Genomic DNA, 13,168 nt, shown 5'->3' on the forward strand with positions numbered 1-13,168 from the left:
ATGTTCCACCGGAACATAGAATATAAAAAATAAAAAGAGGGCTGTTTCAAAAAAATGAAATAGCCCTCTTAATCTTTGTACCTCTGTACCTTTGCTTCTTTGAACCTAATTAACAATACTCGTTAAACGCATCTTGCAAATTCTCAGCGATTAATTCAGCTGGGCGCCCTTCGATATGGTGACGCTCAAGCATGTGAACCAATTCTCCGTTTTTGAACAAAGCCATAGATGGCGATGATGGAGGAAAAGGAAACATATGTTGTCTTGCGGCATCAACAGCTTCTTTGTCAACACCTGCGAAAACTGTAATTAAGTGATCTGGTTTTTTAGCGCCTTCTAAACTCATTTTAGCTCCCGGACGTGCATTTCTAGCAGCACAACCGCAAACTGAATTTACAACAACTAAAGTGGTACCTTCAGCTTTGATAGCATTATCTACAGCGTCAGCACTATGTAAATCTTGAAAACCTGCAGCAGTCAATTCAGCTTGCATTGGTTTTACCATTTCTTCTGGATACATATTGTTTATTTTTAAATTTTACTTTTGAACTGCAAAGTTACAAAGTTTACTCGCAACAACTTAATTTGAAGTATAAAGTTTTGTTATAGTTCGATATAAAATTTTGAACCAAACAGAAAAGCAATCTTTAAAAATAATTTGCAAAACTTTAAACTGCCATTTTTTTATCTGGAAATTGATAATTGTATTTTTTCAAATGACTATTTCTTCCTCCTGCTTTATGCTTGGTTGTTAAAACAGTTGACTTGCTTTGTTCTGAAATTTCAATGGTTGAAAGATAACTTGTCAAATATTTTTTAAGTATTTGTATGTTGTCAACATCAATAGAGTAAATTGTTTTTTTTCCTTCGTTTTTAATATTGACCAAATTTGCTTTTTTTAATTCTAATAAATGCTTAGAGATTGTTGATTGTGCCAACGGAATTAATTCGACAATTTCCCCACAAGTTCTATTGTCTCTCTTCCATAAAAGCGTCATAATCTCAATTCGTGTAGGATGTCCGAGAGCTTTGCAAATTTTTCCTATTGCTTCAGTTTCTGTATCAAAATTTAAACGTTTTGTCATTCCCATAAATTTGCCAATTAATTATTATCGTAAAAGATCGATTATAGCAGGCAAATCTAAATATTGCAACATCTTTCTAACTGCCGCAAAAAATTATTAAAATAAAAGAATAAGACATTTTAATAGTAAAATTGATTAGCATCTGATCGCAAAATGAACATTGCCCACAGACTATGTGGATTCGGCAGATGTTCAAGATTTAAATAATAGCGATCAAAATATAATTTAATTGAATAAAGCTCGAAACAATGCTTTAATAAATGGCATTTTCGGACATTTTAAAATCACTTGGAGATCTTCAAGCAAATTTGTTTCTTCATCTAAAAATTTGAAAATCAAAGCAGGATTTCCTTTTTTGAATAATGAAGAAAAAATAGAACTTCCCAATTCATTATGACGATGAAGAATGTCTAGAAGAAGTAAATCATAAAACCAAAATCGGCTTTTTTTATGAAAAGAAGACATACTGAGCAATTTAGAATTTTCAGAAGAAGAGTGAAGAAACTCAACTAATTTAGAAGATTTTTTATTCGAGCTTTTAAAAGTATAACCCGTACTTGCTTTTGTCCATCCTCCGGCAGTGCCAATATTTAAAACTCTTTTCGTGTTTTTTTTCCAAAAAGGATAGCATGTCATCGGGATACTTCCCTGTTCTTTTTCGATAATTTCATACTGATCTGCTCCTAAATTTTTAAGGTAAATTTGAATTTCATTTTCGTATTCTTCTTTTGTGAGCAGATTTTCAGAAAAGAGTGTGTATTCAACCAATGCTTCAGTTTTAGAAGTTGGCAAAACATACATAAATCTTGTGTTGCCTCTCTGTTCTATCGAAAAATCCATGAAAGTTGCCTGTTCTGGATTGAAGATTTCATTTGTTGTTTTTACAAACCAACCGATAAAATGCTGTTGCAAAACAGGATATTTGGTTTGCCTTTCGGCTAAAGCTTTCGTGTAAATACTATTTAACAAATAATCTCCAGTATATCGATTCGACTCTGTTCCCACAAAAACATGGGTTTCTAATTCATTGATATCTGTTACTTTTTCATTTAAAAAAGTAATATTTTGATGCTTTGAAATTTCTGCGAAAACAAAATTGTAAAACTCTACTCCGCGAATTTGATTGTATTGATAAGGCTTCAACGCCAAATCGCGTTTAAAGTTTTCGTTGGCAAACAAAGCCGAATCCCATTTTTTTGAGATTACAGAATTCCATATTGATTCTTCTATTCCCCAAAAACACCAAGTTCTGTCGTTTGTTTTTTTTGAATTCTCATCTAACAGCAAAATGGTTTTGTCTGAAAATTTTCCAGACAACAACATCTTATAAACGGTCATTAAAGATGCTAAACCTGTTCCGGTAAAAATGTAATCGAAGTGTTTTATTTGTGCAGAATTCATTCTCAAAAATAATGAATTTTATTCTTTCAATTTTTCTAAAAGCAGTTTAAAATCCTTTGGACTCAAATAACTGCTGTACTGAAGAATGATTTCGTTCTTTTCATTCAAAACACATAAAACCGGATACACAATTTGATTGTTCAATGTTCCCAATTGCAAAGCCAATTCATGAACACCAACATTATTTCCAGAAGGCTGATATTTAAAAACCTGATTATTAAACGCAATATCACGTTTTTCTTCTGCATTCAAATCTAAAAAATAGAAATCAGAGTTCAATTTTTCGATGATTTCTTGGCTTTTGAAAGTTGTATTTTTCATGCTTTGGCAAAACTGACACCAATCGGTATGAATAAAAATGATGATTTTTCGTTTTTGAATTTGCTGTAAACTATAGATTTCTTCAAAAGAAATTCCTTTCAACTGAGAAAATCCGGTTGAAGTTATTAAGAAGAAGAAGAAAATTAGAATTAGCTTTTTCATTTTAATTTTAGTTGGGTTATTATCTCAAAGTGTATCTCAACCCAAAAAATCCACGAATAGTTTGATTTTGCCCATAAACGTAAGTCGTATCAAAAGTCAAACCATACGGATTATCAGGCGTTACCAAGACTTTTCCAGCCGAATCGTATTGCACATTTTTATCAAAGGGATCATTTGTTCTCGAAATCAAAAACGGATTATTTTGCTTAGGCGTAAAATTCAAAAGATTCTTGATTCCGCCGTAAAGCTCAAAATTCTTCCATCCGAGATAAGTAAATTGAATATTCTGAATACTGTGCCAAGGCGATTTCGGACTTCTCGGGTCTAAATCGCTCAATAAAGGAAGTTTCATCGGACTGTAAACATTTCCCGTGTAATCCAAAACTAAATTTAGTGCTTCTATTTTATAAGAAATACTCCAGGTTGCGGTAAAATTTTCTGTTAGAAAAGGTCTTTCTGAAATTCCGTTTTCAACATTTTTATTATCTAAGAAAGTCGCACCTAAAATCATTTTTAATCCGTTTGTGAAATTAACGTCAATATTTGTACTGATTCCTTGACTTATAGCATAACCGTTGATATTGTCGTAAATGATTTTGTTTGGATCCGTTTCGTAATCAGAGATGATTTTATTACTGAAACGAGTATAAAAAGCCGTTGTTTCAATTCCGATAAAAGTGCCATTTGTAAAGTTTATCTTTTGAATGTAATTCAGATTCGCATTTACAGATTGTTCTGGTTTCAAATCGTTTTTGATTACAACATCTCGCGAACCTGTAAGCGCCGCGTGATCTTCGGTAAATAAATTTACAACTCGAAATCCGGTTCCGGCATTCAAACGGAAAATCGTGTTTTCATTTTTCTTCCATCGATACGCCACGCGCGGTGTATAAATTGAGCCGTGAATCGAGTTATAATCGTATCGCATTCCCAGCAAAACCTGACTTTTAGGCGAAAGCGTTATCTCATCCTGAACAAAAATTCCAGGCAACCAAGTACTTTCAGCTTCTTTTGTTGCGGTTGTATTGTCGTCGTAATACGAATATCGATTGGCAATTCCTGCTAGCAAATCATTTCGACCAAGTTTCTTATCCCAAGTCAGTTGCAGAAAACCAATTTTTTGATTGGCGATATACGATGTTGTCCCGTAACGGCTGTCTTGATAATGCACATTTCCAGAAAACGAAACCATTAATTTTTCTTCAAAAGGCAATTGATAACTTCCAATTAATTCGCCTCTTTTGGTATAAATACTTTCACCATAAATTTCATCGCCTCCGCGGAATTTTTTCTCCCAGCGCAAATCTCCGCCCCAACGATCTTCATACATACCACGCGCTGCGATCGTAAAGAGACGATTATTATTTCGTTTGAAATTCCATTTATTAAAAATTGAAATTCGTTCAGAAAGTGTAACATCCGTAAAATTATCTTTGTCTTTATCGATAACTTGATTGTAATTAAAATAATTCAGACCCAAAAGTGTTGTTGCCTTTTTACTCGGATTAAATTTCATTCCCAAATCGACATTGGTTTCTAAATACGAAGTCATAAAAATGTCTGCAGAAAACAAAGGTGCGTTCGTTGGATTTTTAGTAATAATATTGATCAAACCGCCAACTGCCTCGCTTCCGTAAAGAGAAGAAGCCGGACCTTTTACGATTTCAATTCGCTCAACAAGAGAATTTGGAATTCCAGATAAACCGTAAACTGTAGAAAGACTACTGACAATTGGCATTCCGTCAATTAAAACCAAAGTGTATGGACCTTCTAAACCGTTAATATGAATATCACCCGTATTGCAAACCCCGCAATTCAGCTGAGGCCGAACGCCATTTATATTTTGCAGTGCCTCATAAATACTGGCAGTTGGATTCTTTTTGAAGAAAACTGGTGAATAAACCTCAACCGGAACAGCGCTTTCTAATCGTTTTACTGCTTTTAAAGTTCCAGAAACCACCACTTCGTTCAATTGGTTTTCATTGTCTTCCAAATCAAAATCAAGATTTAGATTTTGTCCTTTTATAATGGAAAATCTTTGGGTTACAGGTTTGAATCCAGTCAAGGTCACTTGAATTCTTCCATTTTCTATTTCGACATTTTCAAAACTGTAGTAACCTAAACTATCAGAAATTGTTTTTTGGTTTGTCCCTAATAAATGAACGTTTGCGGCTTGTATTTTTCTTCCTTCAACAGAAATAAAACCTGAGATTTTAGTGATTTCCTGCGCAAAGGAAAATTGTAAATTAAATAATATCAATATCCAAATTAAATTTTTCATCATTATAAAATTAAATTTAGACAAATCTAAAAATTAAATTTGACAAATAATGATTGTAAAACTAAAAATTTTCACACTCATTAAATTCAATATGTTAGACTTTATTAAACACAAGAGTGAATAGCGTTCAGCTTTATCTGGATGAACATAGGGAAAAACTAATATTTAATAATAAAAATGCAGCTATTAAAAAAGACTCGATTTTTTAATAATTTTAAAAATTTCAAAAAGACTAAGAAGTGCAAAAGGCAAATCAATATAGATTATTACTTAACTAAAAGCATCATCTTCAATAAGGGAAAATATAAAATACACCAGACAAACAGCCTTGATAGAAATTCTAAAATATCGTAAAAAGATGTTGTTGTTGTTTAATTTCTTGTATATTTGCTTAATGCACTTTTGTTGCAAATACACATTTAAATTTCAATTGCAACATTGTTGCTTTAATATTTTTTATTTAAAAAAAATGAAAACATCACGAAACACTACAGCAAAGACAGCCGTTTTAGAGGTTTTTGAGAAATCAAGAACAGCACTTTCACACACCGAAATTCAAAAGCAATTGCAAGATGTTTGTGACCGTGTCACCATTTACAGAATACTTGATCGCTTATTAAATGATGATATAATTCACAAAATTTCAAATCTTAACGGAACAGTTAAGTACGCAAAATGCCATCATGTGAATCGAGTTCATATACATAATCATGCGCATTTCAGCTGTGAAAATTGTCATGAAATTACTTGTCTCGAAAATGTAAAGCCAAGTTATATTATGCCACATAATTATAAAGTGAAGGAAATAAATTTTACATTATCAGGATTATGTCCGAAATGTTTAAATTCTAACATTTAAGATTTAGACTTGCCTAAAAATATTGTTGTGCGAATATGATTTATCGCTATATTTGTTAAAACAACATTTTTTACAATGACCAAATCTTTAGAAGAAGTTCATCAATCGGTTGCTACAGAGCATAAAAAAACAGGATTCAGAAAAATATTAGCCTTTTTAGGTCCCGCGTATTTAGTCAGCGTTGGTTACATGGATCCCGGAAATTGGGCAACAGATATCGCTGGTGGAAGTCAATTTGGATATTCTTTGCTTTGGGTTTTGCTTATGAGCAACTTAATGGCTTTGCTGCTTCAAAGCTTGAGTGCGCGCCTTGGGATCGTAACACAACGCGATTTGGCGCAGGCTTCGAGAGAAACCTATTCTAAATACATCAATTACGTTTTATATTTTTTGGCAGAGATTGCTATCGCCGCTTGTGATTTAGCCGAAGTTTTGGGAATGGCAATTGGGATTAATCTTCTTTTTGATATTCCGTTAATTGAAGGCGTTTTAATTACTGTTTTAGATACTTTTCTTTTGCTTTTCTTAATCAATAAAGGCATTCGCAAAATGGAAGCTTTTATTATTGTATTGGTAGCCATTATCGGTTTTTCTTTTATTTTTGAAATGATTTTTGCAGAACCAGAACTTGATAAAGTCATTTACGGATTGGTTCCGTCTATACCGAGTTCTGCAGCATTATACATCGCAATCGGAATTATTGGTGCTACGGTAATGCCTCACAATTTGTATTTACATTCTTCTTTAGTACAAACTAGAAAATTCGACAGAACTCCAGCTGGCATTAAACAAGCATTAAAATACAATTTTATAGATTCAACAATTGCCTTAAATCTAGCATTTTTTGTAAATGCAGCCATTTTAATTTTAGCAGCAGCCACGTTTTACAGAAACGGAATGTTTGAAGTTGCTGAAATTCAAGATGCTCACAAATTTTTAGAACCATTACTAGGAACCAAATGGGCACCAGTTCTCTTTGCCGTTGCCCTTATTGCTGCAGGACAGAGTTCGACAGTAACGGGAACTCTTGCAGGACAGATCGTTATGGAAGGTTATTTGAACTTAAGAATTCAACCTTGGGTTCGTCGCATCATAACACGATTGATCGCGATTATTCCAGCCGTGGTTGTAATTTTAATTTACGGAGAAAGCGTAACAGGAAAGCTATTGATTTTAAGTCAGGTTATTTTGAGCCTGCAATTGGGATTTGCCATTATCCCGCTAATTCATTTTGTAAGTGATAAAACCAAAATGAAGGGATTTCATATTTCAAAAACCACTCAAGTCGTTGCTTGGATTATCGCTTTGATCATTGTTTCACTTAACGCTAAATTGGTTTATGACGAAATCACTTCCTGGCTAGTAAGCTCTAGTCATCCTATCTTTCTTTGGGTTACCGTGGTTCCCATTGCTTTTGGCTTTTTAGGTTTATTGCTTTATATCGTATTCAAGCCCTTTATTGCAAGAGCAAAATCGCATATTGAAAATCATTCACCTCATCATTTAAAATTACAATATGCCCCAAAGGAAACATACAGCAAGAAAAACATAGCGATTTCTGTCGATTTTTCTAAAGCCGATGAAGCTGCATTAAATAATGCCTTCGAATTGGGCGGAATTGAAGCGCAATACACCTTAATTCACATTGTTGAAACCGTTGGCGCATTAATGTACGGAGGTCATGTAGATGATCATGAAACAACTATCGACGAAAAATTATTATTAGAATATAAAGAAATGCTTTCGCAGAAGGGATTCAATATAGAAACTGAACTTGGGTTTGGAAAACCAAACACCGTGATCCCAAAGATTATCAACACAGGGAAATTCGATATTCTCGTAATGGGAACCCACGGCCATACTGGATTAAAAGATCTTCTTTTTGGCACAACCGTAGATAAATTGAGACATAAAATTTCGATACCTTTGTTGATTGTTAAAAAATAGGGACAAAGGTTCAGAGATACAAAGGGACAAAGTTTTGATAACCCTAAACCTTTGTCACTTTCTACCTTCGAGCCTCAAAAAATAAAAAAATGACTTTTTCAGAAGAAAACTATCTTAAATCAATATATCATCTTACAGCTTCTTTGGAAACTGAAGTAAGCACTAACGCTATTGCTGAAATGATGGAGACCAAAGCTTCTTCCGTAACGGATATGCTAAAAAAGCTGGCAGACAAAGATTTGGTGAATTATAAAAAATATCAAGGTGTTTCATTGACTGAAAATGGAAAACTTGCCGCAAAAATGATTGTTCGCAAGCATCGATTGTGGGAAGTTTTTTTAGTAGAAAAACTAAATTTCAGCTGGGATGAGGTTCACGATATTGCCGAGCAGTTAGAACACATCAAATCTGAACAGTTAATTAACCGTTTAGATGACTTTTTGGGAAATCCTACAGAAGACCCTCACGGCGATCCAATTCCGGATGCAAATGGCCGAATTATTAAAATCGAAAAATATTTACTTTCTGAATTAACAGAAAATCAAATTGGGGTTTGCGTGGGCGTAAAAGATACTTCTTCAGAGTTTCTGAAATATCTAGACAAACAAGAAATCGCTTTGGGTTCAAGAATTGAATTTCTATCCAAAGAGTCTTTTGATTTATCTGTTAAGATTAAAATTGATGGCAGAGAATTATCTATTTCTAATAAAATTGCGTCTAATTTGTTTGTGAAGCTGGTTTAGAAATTATTAACCTAAAAAAAACATCCACTAAGTGCATTGCATTTAGCGGATGTTTTATCTACAATAGTTAATTCGGATAATCAACAACAACCCAAGGAATATCGAATCTTCCTTTAAATCGATAAACTGAAACTTCATCACCAACTTGAACATTATTATATAAATCACTTTCAACGGTAATTTTTTTCGCTTCTTTGTTTTTTCCCCATGAAGATAAATTTAAATTATAAAATTTGCCTTTACTGCCTCCACTTATAGATTTACTCAAAACCTCTGAAGCAAAGATTTCTGGTTTTGAATTATCAAATACGCAATTTGTCGCCACAACGGTACTATATCCATAAATAAATCCAAAAACGACATAACTTACTATTTCAAAATAGTCTTTAGCTTTTTTTACAGTCTTTTTTTTGCTTAATGCTATTATTACACCAACAAAAATCACTGAGATCAATATTGCAGGCAGCCATATATTAGAATAGTCATCTATTGAAAAATCTATAATTCCTCTTAAAAAAAGTATCATGCCGGGAAACATTAGAGGAAATACTGCTGTTGGATATACACTCTCTTTTTCAGCATCAACTTTAATTAAACCTTTCGAAAGTTTTACTGTTAAAAGACCAATTAAAGGCAGACAAACACAAGTAATTACTAAATATTTATAAGGCCTTGGATAAAAAAACAACCAGGCAATAACAACAGCTGTTACACCATTTAATAGTTTGGCAAATAATTGTGCTTTTTTTAATTTATCTTCCCGTTCTTCAATTGTAAATCCAAAATTAGTATTTTTTAAAATTTCATTTTTTTCTTGCGTGATCTTCTCTTCAATTACTTTTATCTTTTCAGCATTTAGATCTGCGACTTTAAAACTTAACTGAGATCTTATTTCGTCAAATTTTTCAAATAAATTACTAACAACAATCGCTTTTTCCCCTTTGGTTTTGGATTCGACGCCTAAAAATTTCTGTAAATTAAGTTTTGGATTGGTGCTTACCTCAAAACCTTTTATATCCTTAAACTTTAGTTCTTTTTTTTTAAACACGCCTATGAGCTGAAAACTATCTTGTGTAATTACAATTCTTGTTTTATATGTTTTAAAAATTAAAAATACCATACACGGTACTACAAAAAGAAATAGTACTGCCAACAAATTATTCACTAATGGTTCCTCATTGTTTTGAAAGGGCGCTAATTCTGCGGGAAGAAGTAATATTATTCCAAATATTCCATAAAACAAAGAAGTGAATGAGCAAATACTATAAATAATTATCCTCCATGTCTTAGATATTCTATACACTTTCATTTTAAGCTAATTTTTTTTACTATAAAGTGTAAAAGTACTATAGCTCTTTAAAAGAAACATACCAGAAAAGAACTTAAAAGCAACAAGATAAGACAAAAGAACAAAATTTTATAGCTTAAATTTATTGACTATATTGAGTTTTTAAAACATAATCACAAAATTAAAGTGCTTCACAAAAAATAAAAATGATAAATTTTAACAATTTTACAGCAATCCTTTCTCTATCATTTCCAGCATTACTGGAGAAGCATTTTTAAACGTTGGTTCTTGTTCGATAATACTTCCTGCATTTTTCTTGTTTACTTTAAAAGTTACATCATTATCTGTTGTAAACAAAAGTGCTGTTAAAAAAGGATTTTTGATATAAGTTCCTAAAACCATCAAAGCTTCATCAAGAGTGTGAATGCTTTCTATTTCTTCGGTTTTATAACGTGAAGTTAATGAAATCGAAAAGGTATTATCTTCATTCAAAACCAAACGAAAATAAATGTTTTTAATTTCAGTATCGCCAATGGTTTTGGCCAAAGTCAATTTTGCGAAAGTTCCAGCTTGAATACTTTCTTTAACTCGTTCACAAAAAAGGGCAAATATTGGTTCGTAGGACATGATGTTTGTATTATAATTTAACCGCAAAGTTCGCAAAGATTTACGCAAGGTTCACAAAATTTCTCAACTTTCCTTGTGTGCTTTGCGCAATCCCTTGCGAACTTTGCGGTTAAGAAAATTATTTCCCTGTAAATTCAGCTTTACGTTTTTCTAAAAATGCTGTTGTCCCTTCTTTAAAATCCTGAGTTCCGAAACATTTTCCGAACGATTTTATCTCAGTATCAAATCCGTTTTTACCGTCTTCGAAGTTGGCATTGATCGCTTTTATAGCTTTACCGATTGCAAATGGCGCATTTTTGATTATTTTTTGAGCAATTACATTCGTGAATGACATAAGTTCTGTTTGTGGCACAACATGATTTACTAAACCATATTCTTTTGCTTCTTCTGCAGAAATCATTGCTGCGGTCATGATCATTTCCATTGCACGGCCTTTACCCACTAATTGCGGCAGACGCTGTGTTCCTCCATAACCCGGAATCAATCCTAAAGTTACTTCTGGCAAACCCATTTTAGCATTATCCGAAGCTACTCTAAAATGACACGCCATTGCCAATTCTAATCCACCGCCAAGTGCAAAACCGTTAACGGCCGCAATAACGGGTTTCTTTAAATTTTCGATATAATCAAATACTGTTTCTTGACCTTCGGCTGCTAATTGTGCGCCTTCGACAATAGTATAATTTGCAAATTCCGAAATATCGGCTCCAGCCACAAAAGCTTTCTCACCGCTGCCGGTCAGAATAATAACGCGTACATCGTCATTTTTACCTAATAATTTAATTGCTTTATTAAGATCACTGATGGTTGCTTTGTTTAACGCATTCAGTTTTGTAGGTCGGTTTATGGTTACGGTTGCAATTTTTTCTTCAATCGAGATTAAAAGATTTTCGTAGTTCATGACGCTGGTTTTATGAGTTTGTGATAGGCAAAGAAACTCTAAAAGTGGTTCCTTTTCCGTAAGTTGATTCAAAGGTAATTGTTCCTTTGTAATTTTCGATGATGTTTTTTATAATTCCGAGGCCAAGTCCCATTCCACTTGTTTTTGTAGTAAATTTTGGCTCGAAGATTCGTCCGATATCTAGTTTCTGAATCCCGATTCCGTTGTCTTTTACAGCAATCTCAACATTATTGTTTCGTCTCTTTACCGTAACGACAATTGATTTTTGAAACTGGCTTTCCGGAATGGCCTGAGTTGCATTTTTAACCAAGTTGGTAATGACTCGGATCAACTGCGTACGGTCCATTTTCGAAATGATTTCTTCTTCGTCTTTTTCAAAAACAATATAATCTTCGTTGAAAATATCCAACGCTAATTCTACAACCTCAACAACATTCAACGTTTCATTTTGCTGTGCCGGCATCGAAGCAAAATTCGAAAATGCCGAAGCCACGGCTGTCATTGTATCAATTTGCTGAATTAAAGTTTCAGAATAATCATTTAATTTCTGTTTAACATCCGGCGCTGTCGGGTCAAACTTTCGCTGAAAACTTTGCACCGTCAATCGCATCGGCGTCAGCGGGTTTTTAATTTCGTGTGCTACTTGTTTTGCCATTTCGCGCCAAGCTTCTTCACGCTCACTTTGAGCCAGTTTTATGGCGCTGGTTTCGAGCTTGTCTACCATTCCGTTATACGCTTTTATCAGGAAGTTGACTTCTTTACTGTTGGCTTCTAAAACAATTTTCTCGTTCTTCTGATCTAAATTGGTTTCTTCTAATCGGTCTGAAATGGTTTTTAGCGATTTCGTAATATAAGTTGACAGAAAATAAGCCAAAGCAAAAGCCACAACCAGCATAAATGAGTAAACTTGGCTTAACCGAATCAAAAAAGTATTCAACTCGTTGTCATAATAGCCGTCGTCTTCTAAATATGGGAGATTTAAAACACCAAGAGGTTTGAATTTTTCATCTTTTATTAAACTGTAAGACGATCTGTTTTTAACGCCATCGATCGTTTTAATATCTACGAAGCGCTTTTCGATTGAAGACCGAACCAATTTCAAAATGTATTCCGGAATTGGCGGTGCAACCTTATCAACTGCAAAAGATTCTTTTGAAGATTTTAATAATTTACCGTCAAGACCGTAAATATTGATTTCGATTTTATGAATTTGTGCCAGCTCGTGGATTTTGTCTTTAAAAATCAGGTCAAGATTTGCTGTTTTTAAAGGATAAGTTGTAGTTGAAAGCACATAATTGATGTGCTCTTTTACCGCGTTTTCTTTTCGTTCTAAACGTTCCTGATGATATTCTTTGGCCTCCGTTTTAAACTGAATAATCGAAATCGAAGCTAATAAAAATGATGCTACAACAATCAATACAATCATCGACAGGAAAATCCTGGTACGAAGTGAAAGCATTGACATTTTGAAGTTCTGCATCTGTTTTTTGTTTTGTTTCTTTTGTTTCAGGTTTTAAGTTTCAGGTTACTTTGCGCATTTCAACTTCAAACAA

Annotated in this window: 12 protein-coding genes; 3 read left to right on the top strand and 9 right to left on the bottom strand. The window is 33.4% G+C overall.

What is annotated here, in order from left to right:
- Positions 1-109 precede the first annotated feature (109 nt).
- The 5 genes from IRZ83_RS05880 to IRZ83_RS05900 form a co-directional block, all read right to left on the bottom strand.
- Positions 110-520 (bottom strand): BrxA/BrxB family bacilliredoxin, encoded by a 411-nt coding sequence (locus tag IRZ83_RS05880; RefSeq protein WP_029271207.1) that lies wholly within the window; start codon positions 518-520, stop codon positions 110-112.
- Positions 521-668: 148 nt separating this feature from the next.
- Complete coding sequence (locus IRZ83_RS05885; RefSeq protein ID WP_194567483.1) at positions 669-1,085, bottom strand: ArsR/SmtB family transcription factor; 417 nt, start codon at positions 1,083-1,085, stop codon at positions 669-671.
- A gap of 225 nt (positions 1,086-1,310) precedes the next feature.
- The gene (locus IRZ83_RS05890) at positions 1,311-2,486 is read right to left on the bottom strand and encodes a lycopene cyclase family protein (RefSeq protein WP_194567485.1); all 1,176 of its coding nucleotides are present in this window, start codon (positions 2,484-2,486) and stop codon (positions 1,311-1,313) included.
- An 18-nt stretch (positions 2,487-2,504) separates the two neighbouring features.
- A complete protein-coding gene (locus tag IRZ83_RS05895) occupies positions 2,505-2,969 on the bottom strand; it encodes a thioredoxin family protein (protein ID WP_194567487.1) in 465 nt (154 codons plus the stop codon).
- 19 nt (positions 2,970-2,988) lie between these two features.
- A complete protein-coding gene (locus tag IRZ83_RS05900) occupies positions 2,989-5,250 on the bottom strand; it encodes a TonB-dependent receptor domain-containing protein (protein ID WP_194567489.1) in 2,262 nt (753 codons plus the stop codon).
- Between the two features lie 469 nt (positions 5,251-5,719).
- On the opposite strand from IRZ83_RS05900, the gene IRZ83_RS05905 reads away from it, so the two are divergent.
- The 3 genes from IRZ83_RS05905 to IRZ83_RS05915 all read left to right on the top strand — a co-directional run bounded on the left by IRZ83_RS05905 (position 5,720) and on the right by IRZ83_RS05915 (position 8,799).
- On the top strand, positions 5,720-6,109 hold the full coding sequence (locus tag IRZ83_RS05905; RefSeq protein ID WP_194567491.1) for a Fur family transcriptional regulator: 390 nt from the start codon (positions 5,720-5,722) through the stop codon (positions 6,107-6,109).
- Between the two features lie 75 nt (positions 6,110-6,184).
- The gene (locus IRZ83_RS05910) at positions 6,185-8,056 is read left to right on the top strand and encodes an Nramp family divalent metal transporter (RefSeq protein ID WP_194567494.1); all 1,872 of its coding nucleotides are present in this window, start codon (positions 6,185-6,187) and stop codon (positions 8,054-8,056) included.
- A gap of 89 nt (positions 8,057-8,145) precedes the next feature.
- Positions 8,146-8,799 carry a metal-dependent transcriptional regulator gene (locus IRZ83_RS05915; RefSeq protein ID WP_029271221.1) on the top strand — a complete coding sequence of 218 codons (654 nt, stop codon included), beginning with the start codon at positions 8,146-8,148 and terminating at the stop codon, positions 8,797-8,799.
- Between the two features lie 67 nt (positions 8,800-8,866).
- On the opposite strand, the gene IRZ83_RS05920 is transcribed toward IRZ83_RS05915, so the two are convergent.
- From IRZ83_RS05920 to IRZ83_RS05935, 4 genes are all read right to left on the bottom strand, one after another.
- Positions 8,867-10,108, bottom strand: coding sequence for a hypothetical protein (locus tag IRZ83_RS05920; protein ID WP_194567496.1), 1,242 nt, complete (start codon positions 10,106-10,108; stop codon positions 8,867-8,869).
- Between the two features lie 204 nt (positions 10,109-10,312).
- Positions 10,313-10,714 (bottom strand): hypothetical protein, encoded by a 402-nt coding sequence (locus IRZ83_RS05925; RefSeq protein ID WP_029271224.1) that lies wholly within the window; start codon positions 10,712-10,714, stop codon positions 10,313-10,315.
- A 118-nt stretch (positions 10,715-10,832) separates the two neighbouring features.
- Positions 10,833-11,615, bottom strand: a complete 783-nt coding sequence (locus tag IRZ83_RS05930; protein WP_029271225.1) for an enoyl-CoA hydratase/isomerase family protein — start codon at positions 11,613-11,615, stop codon at positions 10,833-10,835.
- Positions 11,616-11,625: 10 nt separating this feature from the next.
- Positions 11,626-13,041, bottom strand: a complete 1,416-nt coding sequence (locus IRZ83_RS05935) for an ATP-binding protein (RefSeq protein WP_035666932.1) — start codon at positions 13,039-13,041, stop codon at positions 11,626-11,628.
- Positions 13,042-13,168: the final 127 nt, after the last annotated feature.

Source organism: Flavobacterium sp. JLP (genome assembly GCF_015350755.1).
Taxonomy (GTDB): domain Bacteria; phylum Bacteroidota; class Bacteroidia; order Flavobacteriales; family Flavobacteriaceae; genus Flavobacterium.

What these genes read in the sequence shown, in the direction of transcription:
- IRZ83_RS05915 (WP_029271221.1), top strand. Translation starts at nt 8,146, where the DNA reads ATGACTTTTTCAGAAGAAAACTATCTTAAATCAATATATCATCTTACA.
- IRZ83_RS05910 (WP_194567494.1), top strand. Translation starts at nt 6,185, where the DNA reads ATGACCAAATCTTTAGAAGAAGTTCATCAATCGGTTGCTACAGAGCAT.
- IRZ83_RS05930 (WP_029271225.1), bottom strand. Translation starts at nt 11,615, where the DNA reads ATGAACTACGAAAATCTTTTAATCTCGATTGAAGAAAAAATTGCAACC.
- IRZ83_RS05885 (WP_194567483.1), bottom strand. Translation starts at nt 1,085, where the DNA reads ATGACAAAACGTTTAAATTTTGATACAGAAACTGAAGCAATAGGAAAA.
- IRZ83_RS05895 (WP_194567487.1), bottom strand. Translation starts at nt 2,969, where the DNA reads ATGAAAAAGCTAATTCTAATTTTCTTCTTCTTCTTAATAACTTCAACC.
- IRZ83_RS05890 (WP_194567485.1), bottom strand. Translation starts at nt 2,486, where the DNA reads ATGAATTCTGCACAAATAAAACACTTCGATTACATTTTTACCGGAACA.
- IRZ83_RS05935 (WP_035666932.1), bottom strand. Translation starts at nt 13,041, where the DNA reads ATGATTGTATTGATTGTTGTAGCATCATTTTTATTAGCTTCGATTTCG.
- IRZ83_RS05880 (WP_029271207.1), bottom strand. Translation starts at nt 520, where the DNA reads ATGTATCCAGAAGAAATGGTAAAACCAATGCAAGCTGAATTGACTGCT.
- IRZ83_RS05900 (WP_194567489.1), bottom strand. Translation starts at nt 5,250, where the DNA reads ATGAAAAATTTAATTTGGATATTGATATTATTTAATTTACAATTTTCC.
- IRZ83_RS05920 (WP_194567496.1), bottom strand. Translation starts at nt 10,108, where the DNA reads ATGAAAGTGTATAGAATATCTAAGACATGGAGGATAATTATTTATAGT.
- IRZ83_RS05925 (WP_029271224.1), bottom strand. Translation starts at nt 10,714, where the DNA reads ATGTCCTACGAACCAATATTTGCCCTTTTTTGTGAACGAGTTAAAGAA.
- IRZ83_RS05905 (WP_194567491.1), top strand. Translation starts at nt 5,720, where the DNA reads ATGAAAACATCACGAAACACTACAGCAAAGACAGCCGTTTTAGAGGTT.